General features: G+C 45.9%; 5 protein-coding genes. All 5 read right to left on the reverse strand.

The annotated features are described in order from the left end of the window. Positions 1-168: 168 nt before the first annotated feature. The 5 genes from tnpA to JGK39_RS31705 all read right to left on the reverse strand — a co-directional run bounded on the left by tnpA (position 169) and on the right by JGK39_RS31705 (position 8,170). Positions 169-624, reverse strand: a complete 456-nt coding sequence (gene tnpA, locus JGK39_RS31685) for an IS200/IS605 family transposase (protein WP_293260061.1) — start codon at positions 622-624, stop codon at positions 169-171. A gap of 51 nt (positions 625-675) precedes the next feature. After that, positions 676-798: a hypothetical protein gene (locus JGK39_RS31690; RefSeq protein ID WP_293298778.1), complete on the reverse strand. Its 123-nt coding sequence runs from the start codon at positions 796-798 to the stop codon at positions 676-678. Positions 799-1,289: 491 nt separating this feature from the next. Next, entirely contained in the window at positions 1,290-1,481 is a 192-nt protein-coding gene (locus JGK39_RS31695) for a hypothetical protein (protein ID WP_293298775.1), read from the reverse strand. A gap of 296 nt (positions 1,482-1,777) precedes the next feature. Next, positions 1,778-2,425, reverse strand: coding sequence for a hypothetical protein (locus JGK39_RS31700; protein ID WP_293298773.1), 648 nt, complete (start codon positions 2,423-2,425; stop codon positions 1,778-1,780). Positions 2,426-2,593: 168 nt separating this feature from the next. Then, positions 2,594-8,170: a S8 family serine peptidase gene (locus JGK39_RS31705; protein WP_293298770.1), complete on the reverse strand. Its 5,577-nt coding sequence runs from the start codon at positions 8,168-8,170 to the stop codon at positions 2,594-2,596. Positions 8,171-8,195 lie beyond the last annotated feature (25 nt).

Raw genomic sequence — 8,195 nt, forward strand, 5'->3', positions numbered from 1 at the left:
GAGGCAAGCGAGTTAGTATTTAAGTCGCAATTAATCGAGCAAAAAACACCATTTTCCAACAAATCTTACAGTCCTCTTCAGAGGACTTTTGCTAGGAGGCAGGGAATTAATTCCCTGCCGGACTGTGAGGCAAGCGAGTTAGTATTTAAGTCGCTCTTAGATGGTTTTCTATGAACCTTCGGGTGGATTCGGATGCCACCGGGCAGGCCGATCGTCCTCATGAGTAATCTGTTCTAAATGCGAATTTACAGTGTTTTGCAAATGATGTTCCTTTTGATTGAGAACATAAGGGACTGCTTGTTCTAGCTGTCTTTGTCCTAAAGAAAATACTCCATATCCTTCCTGCCAGCCAAATTTATCTGGATTTCGTAAAGTTTGATTGAGATAATGGCTGCTGCTACCTTTAATATTTTTTACAAATTCCGCGATCGATTGTGTTGGAGGAATAGAAACTATTAAATGGATGTGGTTTTCCGTGCCCCCGATCGCGTGGACAATGCTATTGAGACTGTCCGCTTTGCCAGTAATATATGAGTAAAGTTCTCTTTCTGTTGCAGGAGATATCAAAGGATGTCGCTCTTTTGTTGCCCAAACTAAATGATAGTACAGCCGCCACATTGCCATAAATATTTTTCTTGATTTTTTAGCTGAGTTTTCAATTATCTTCTCATAAATTCACCGGACTAGCCGATCGGACGATCGCCCGATTTTACCATAGTACCACAGTCCGATCGTCCGACATTCCGACAACCCGATCGTCAGAGATTTCGACAATTCGATCGTCCGACATTTCGACAATTCGATCGTTCGATCTCTCGACAGCCCGATAGTCCGACAGGGGTTGAAAACCCCTGTCTCATAGCGAAAGTCCTTTAAAGAGGACTGTGGGTTGGTATATAAGTCGCTATTAATTGACCCAAAAACAGCATTCTCAAACACATCTTAACAGTCCTCTTCAGAGGACTTTCGCTAGGAGGCAGGGAATTAATTCAAAACAGCATTCTCAAACACATCTTAACAGTCCTCTTCAGAGGACTTTCGCTAGGAGGCAGGGAATTAATTCCCTGCCGGACTGCGGGGAAAGCGAGCGAGTATATAAGTCGCAATTAATCGAGCAAAAAACAGCATTCTCAAACACATCTTAACAGTCCTCTTCAGAGGACTTTCGCTATGAGGCAGGGAATTAATTCCCTGCCGGACTCTGGTGAATTGTGCCAAATATCAGTGCAGGTTAATGACTGACTTGGAGGCTGCTCAAACAATCCAGCAGAAATGTCAATATCAGGAGGCTAGATCGGGCTAGCTCCCCAACTGCGTTGACCTCTTCTTCCCCACGCTAATTGCACAGATGTCTCAGGCTTAACAATAGAATTAGTGGGTGAACTTGTATTAGAAGCGATCGCAGCTAATATTGGAGAAGCCGTTAAAACAGAGAAAGCAACGGCGACCAAAAGTTGAACGCGCAAGGGTGATTTATTCATTGCAGATTAATGTATGAAAGACAAAAATATGATATCACATTTTAGCTGACTAGAGGCGATTAATATCAAATCCGGGTTAGTCACCCTTTTTATGATTCGGCGATTGAAATCGCTTCTAGACAAACAAAGTCCGCCTTCGCGGACTAAAGAATAAAGGGGGTATTTAAGTCGGATTCGATCGAAATTAAGGTTCATGTAGGTTATTGGCGTGGTGGGGGCGGGTTTATCAATATTGTTGGTGGGTATCAAATATTGTTGGCGAACCCGCCCCTACAGCCCATGAAATTTGCGGCGATTTACTTGCGCCCAGCTTTCAATTTACCCCGCTGTTTCCGCATCCAAATGCTGACAGTGCCGAAAACCAAACTGCTGAAAACTAAACTCGGTTCCGGCACAGCTTCAGGTGGATTGGGAAACCCCGGATCGTTCCCCGGAGGAACGCCTATCCCTGGTTTTGTCTCCACCTGAGAAACCGTATAAGGTTGTTTGACTATTACATCAAATACAGCATCATCGAGACTCGGATTGCTGCTAGTAAATCTCCTAGTTATCCGATCTAGGAACACAACATTCGGATCGACATCCCCCCCCAAAGCTAGATAGAAAACATCGCTACTAGACACAGTATTTCCATCAGTAGGTATCAACCCAAATTCAGGCGGATTTGAGCCACCAGATTGAGAGCGAACTTGCCACCAATTTAACTGACTTGGAGGTTGCTGAAACAATCCCGCCGGAATGTCAATATCTGGAGGGTCGATCGGGTTAAATCCCGAACCGCGCCTGATTCTTCTTCCCCACAAGAAATCCAGAGATATCTCTTGCAGACTGTCGGAGGTTATGGAAATGGAACCGCCTCGAACTGTCTGAATTTCTTGACCAGACAAACCTAGATAGGTAGTTCGCTGAATTTGCCAATCGTAATTTGTTTGTTCGTCAGGCATTGTTGTTATCTCCCTGTAATTAATGAGTGCAAGTTCTCTACAAAAAGAGCGATATTTTAGTCCTCTGAGCGAGGACTTTAGCTATGAGACAGGGGTTTAAACCCCTGTCGGACTGTCGGGTTATCGAAATATCAAACTGTCAGGTTATCGAAATATCAAACTGTCGGACTAAGACAATTTAGCTATCCAAGCATCATCACCTCCCAAATTATTTCCCCCGACATTCCCGGAAGTAACGCCGCCGATATAAACCCCAGCACTGCTAACAGCAATACCGTTAGAAACATCGTCGCCAACTGTTCCCAATTGCCGCTTCAACTGCAATGCACCGTTGACGTTATACTTGGCAACCCAAGCATCATCGCCGCCTGCATAGTTTTCTCCCAATTTGCCGCGGGTGCGCCCGGTAATGTAGGCGTTGCCATAAATATCGGTGGCAACTCCAGTTGAGGAATCGTAAGCCGATGTTCCTAACTGCCGCTTCCAATTCAATGCACCAGTTACGGCGTTAAATTGGGCAACCCAAGCATCCGCATTTCCGTAATAAATGCCACCTAATTTAGTGTCGTCGCCTGGACCGATCGCGCCCCCCTGACCGTTTTCCTCGCCTACCCATTCAGTTGGATCCCCTGTAAAAACATCTCCTAATTTATTTTTGGTATGCCCGGTGAGGTAGACCCGATCGCCCTTATCGACCGCAATTCCAAAAGCTTCATCTTCCGCTATTGTTCCTAACTGTTTCGTCCAAATTTCATTACCGTTGCTGTCATATTTTGCCAACCAAGCATCAGCATCGCCAGCATTTGTGCCTTGCAAATTGCCCCTAGTCGATCCGGCAATGTAGATATTGCCCGCACTGTCAGACGCGACGCTTTTCGCCTCATCCCAAGCAGCAGTTCCGATTTGTTTTGTCCAAATTAGATTGCCGTTGATATCGTATTTGGCAACAAAAGCATCGGTAGTAACTTCACCGCTTCCCGCTGCATTGCCGATCGTGCGGCCGACGATATGTATGCTGCCATTGCTAATAGAAACTCCGCCCTGGGCAACGTAATAATCTGGTGTTAGCAAATCGCGTTTCCAAAGTCGATCGCCATTAGTGCCGTACTTGACAAGCCAGGAAGTGCGATCGCTCGTATTTCCCAAACCGCCGTCTGTCGAGCCGATCGCATATACGTTGCTATCATCCACAGCAACACCGCTAGCAGCGTCATAAGCAGTAGTTCCGACTTGTCGCTTCCAAATTTGCTGTCCAGTGCTGTCATACTTGGATATCCAGGCATCATACAGCCCCTGATTGCTGCCATCTAAGTTGCCAGAAGTGCGGCCGACGGTGTAAATGTTGTTAGTGCGATCGACTGCGATCGCGTTCGAGGAATCGTAACCAGTTGTTGATATCCCCGACTGCCGCTTCCACTCGAAGGTTGGAGTATCGTTGTCAATAATCGTCACCTCAGCACCGTCATTTTTGCCGATCGCATAGGCAGGATTTTCTACAAGCAACAAACGCACTTTTTCTTTGTCTTCAGATATGGTGTCATCGATCGGTTTTACGTCAATTGCAACCGAAGAAGCACCAGCAGGAATCACAATTGAGGCTTTCTTTTGGTCTTGTGCCAGCCAAGAAAGATTAGCTGGAAGCACAATTTGACCGTTCAACAACTGAAAATCCACACCATCTTTAGCGCGCGGCCACCAATTAGGATCTACCCAATAATCTACAGTTAGCGGATTAGCCGTACTGCCAGTGCGGGTAAATGTAAATTGACCCAACTCGCCGTATTCAGAAGCAGTATCCTTTGTAGGTATTATTGAGACCGTTGGTTTGTCATCGTTATCCCAAATTGTGGTTTTGCTGGTGCCAAGACCCTCCAAAACTTTGTAGTTAGTATTGGGAATTATTGAAAATATCGCGGTTTCTTCCCCTTCCACTAACATATCGTCGATCGCTTCTACAATAAAAGCAACATCGTGTTGGCCGGCAGGAATGACAGCGGTTCCAGACATAGGTGGATAACCAGATTGAGCTTTGTAATCTGTACCAGGAGTAGCAGTTCCCGTCAGCGAGTAATTTACCGTCAAATCCTTGGTTAAACTGCCGCTGCGCCGGAATGTAACATAAGCCAAATTCCCAGATTCAGAAGCGTAGTTTTCCCGTTGGAAATTGCCAATTTTCCCAGAATACCATTCTGCAAAAACTTGAACTTCAGGTCTTTCGCTATCCCAAATTGTCACCTTGTCGCGATTGCTAGAACCCATCTCGTAAGAATTATCTGCCTTTAACTGCAATACAAGAGATTCCGGCAGTTCAGTCACGGTATCGTCAATAGTTTGAATCGGGATTTTGACAGAAGATTGACCAGCCGGAATAGTAACAACGCCACTTAAAGGGTTGTAATCTTTACCATTCTCTGCTTCCGGTGGCGACCAACTATTGAGTCCTGTCACTGCGTAATTCACTGTCAGCGGCAATTTAGTATTCCCAGTGCGAGTAATCGTAAACTCGCCCGGATCTTCCCCTTCCGTAGCATTGGCATCAGTCGCCACCAGTGAAACCGTCGGTTTAGTGCCGAAAAGATTCAATTGCCAAGAATTCCAAGTACCTATTTCTTTTGTCACCCCATCCGAAACTTTCAGCTTCCAATCTCCCACCGATGACTCTCCCCAATTGCGGGCAGAAGTAAACACCCATTTGCTGTAATTGTCACCGTTATCATTGTTTGGTTTAGCCAAAATCGATTCCGTACCGTCGGGAGAAATCAGCGTGACATTCAAATCTCCCCGGAAAGTATGAGTCGCATCAAACATCACCTCCGCCCATTCCACAGTGATATTTTCATCGAATCTAATTGTCCGTTCCACTCCCGTCTCGCTAGCGTCAGGAATCGCCGCATTCACCGATATTTCTGGAGAGCGAAGGGCAATTTCCGTACCTACAGGCGTCCATGTTTTAGCTTTGGCAACTGCGGCAGCTACATCAACAGCCCCGAAACCATATTTATGATTGATATTGTAGCCAGCCGCATTTTTTTGCCAGTCAGAATCGAAGGCATCATTTTGTTTCGCCGTGTTGACTAAAATGTGCTGCACATCTCGCCTCGTCAAGGTCGGATTTGCTTCTAACATCAAAGCAATTTCCCCGGAAACTAAAGGCGCAGCCGAAGAAGTACCGCCAGCATTGTAAGTATAATTCCCCGGACTTTGACCGTCCGCACCCATCAAATCCGTAGTAACAACACCGTTGGTGCTGATATTAATTCCCCAATTATTAAGGGTGCCAACTTGTCCTGTTTCGTCGTCAGTAATTTCTAACTTCCAAATGCCGTTGGGATTTTCACCTGCAAAATTCGATAGCGGTTGTTCGGGCCGGAAACCGTAGCTGCTGCTAAAAGGTGCAATTCCCTCAGTAATGGATTTTTCTGCACTGTCATACAACAAAGTATTTTGGAAGTTGCGGCCGTTTCCACCAACATCTGTAAAGAGTTCTACTCTTTTACCGGATGGACTCAGGAGAAACACATCTAAATCGCTGTTGCGATTGTGTTGAATATCCAAACGGACAGATAAATCAGTTATGACTCCCGGTATGTTGGTAAATGTGAGGTTAGAGATAACTTGCGCGTTATCGGGAATTGGTAATTTTGCCTTGCTATCATTCAAGGCAAAATTCTCAAAACGCCCTTTGGAATAAGCCGATACTAAGATTGGCGCGCCTTCTTCGCTGTAGGATGTTTGTGTGCCGTTGTGATCGATCGCAGCAACGGCGATCGCGTGACGGGAATTCGCAAAACTGTTAAAATTAACATTGCTTTCAAGCTGCTTGTCATTCCCCGCACCAAATACAAAATTACTGCCAAATCCATCTCGACCTTTGGTAGCCCCCATTTCTAATTGATATTCTGCCATCGGTAATGCCAAAAATGGTTGGTTGGCTTTCCAACTGTTGTTGTAAATGTCAATGTCATTTCTGAGATAAGACAAAGCATCCGCAATATTTGTGTCATTTACCTTCCCAGCAATCAATCGCAAACCAGCTAAAGATGCTTCCGGTGCAACACCGCTAATTCCCAAGTTATTATTGCCTGTCGCGGCGGCAATTCCGGCTATTGCCGTCCCGTGGGCATTGTTAGGATTTGGCATCGGATCTTTGTCGTAAACGCCGTTAGTTATCTCATTAAAATCCCGGCTCAAATCGGCACGATACCTGTCTTGCAAATCCGGGTGAGTGTGCTGCAAACCGTCATCGACAATCCCGATGACAACTCCTTTTCCTTTCGCCGTATCCCAAGCTTTAGTAACATTAGCATCCGCACCGGGAGTGCCGCCAGTTTGGCCGGTATTTTGCAAGTTCCACTGTTGCTTGAATAGAGTATCGTTGGGTATCGATTGCGGCTTGAGTTCGATCGCAACTAGCGGATAAGCAAACTCGACGCCGTTAAGATTGTCCAACCGAGACTGCACTTGGGCTGCTGTGACATTTGCAGGCAATTCCCAGATATAAGTGTTGGGAATATGTCCCGTCGCACCCAGATTTTTGGCTTCAAATAAGTTGGCAAAATCTGCGAAAGATTTGCCGGGAGTAACACCCACAACCCACTGTTTGGTTTGCGCCAAGGCTTCCGGTTCGTAGTTGTTGAGAACTTCGGCTCTTTGCACGCTGTAATTTACGCGATCGGACAGCGATTTGGCAATAGTATTGTTATCGCCTTTGAAATCAACTTCCGATTTAGCGTACTTAACTAAGTCTGCGCCAAAATCAGTTTTTGTCCAGTCGCGATCGGGTGCGATCGCCCCAGCCAACAAAGGAGCCTTAGCAGTCGCTCCCATGACCTTAAACGTGATATCGTTATAATCCCTGTCCGTCCAGATATCTGCCCGCAAATCCTCCATCGCAAAGGTACTGCCATCGCCAGTAACATCAGCAATTTGCCGCAGCGAAAACTCATCGTTAGGATTCGCAGTTCCCAAGGAAAATAAAGGTCGCAAATTACCGCCCAGAGTGGGATTTTGCCATACCTGCTGCACGGTTCCGTTGGGAACTAACATCACAGCAAATTCGTCGCCGGACTTCATGGCAAAGGATTTAATTCCTTGATAATTCCCTTTGTTGTAATTGTCCTCGTAACTGACTTTACCGCTAAATCTTGCACCTTCAGTTAAATCATTGATGACGACATAACCTTCGGCTGAATTGCTGGTAGCGCGACGCGCTGCTTCTTTGATGAAATCCTCTTGACGGTCGAACTTATTCATGCCTTTGATATTGAATATCGCCAGTTCTCCTTGATAGTCTCCGCCGTCAAATAGATAATCAAATTTGACTAAGCCATTGGGATTATTGACTTTGAAAACACCAGTATCAAAAGTGAGATTCCACAGCTTTGGTGCAGGAGCTACAATTGGCATAACTGCTGTCTCTACGCCTTTTTCTACCTCCGGATTATCGGCATTTTTAACAAGCTTTTCATTGATTACTTTCTCTCTTACTCCTCCCTCTGCGCTCTCTGCGCTCTCTGCGGTTAAAACTTCTTTTTCACTAACAACCGGCTCAGATTTGACGGATGGCGCGATCGACTTTTGCACCAATTTCTCAACCACAGGCTCAGATTTGACGGATGGCGCGATCGACTTTTGCACCAATTTCTCAACCACAGGCTCAGATTTGACGGATGGCGCGATCGACTTTTCCGCCAATTTCTCAACCACAGGCTCAGATTTGACTTCCGGCGCGATCGACTTTTCCACCAATTTCTCAACAATCGGCTCAGAT

It is taken from the genome of Microcoleus sp. PH2017_12_PCY_D_A, assembly GCF_020738565.1.
In the GTDB taxonomy this organism is placed as follows: Bacteria; Cyanobacteriota; Cyanobacteriia; order Cyanobacteriales; family Microcoleaceae; genus Microcoleus.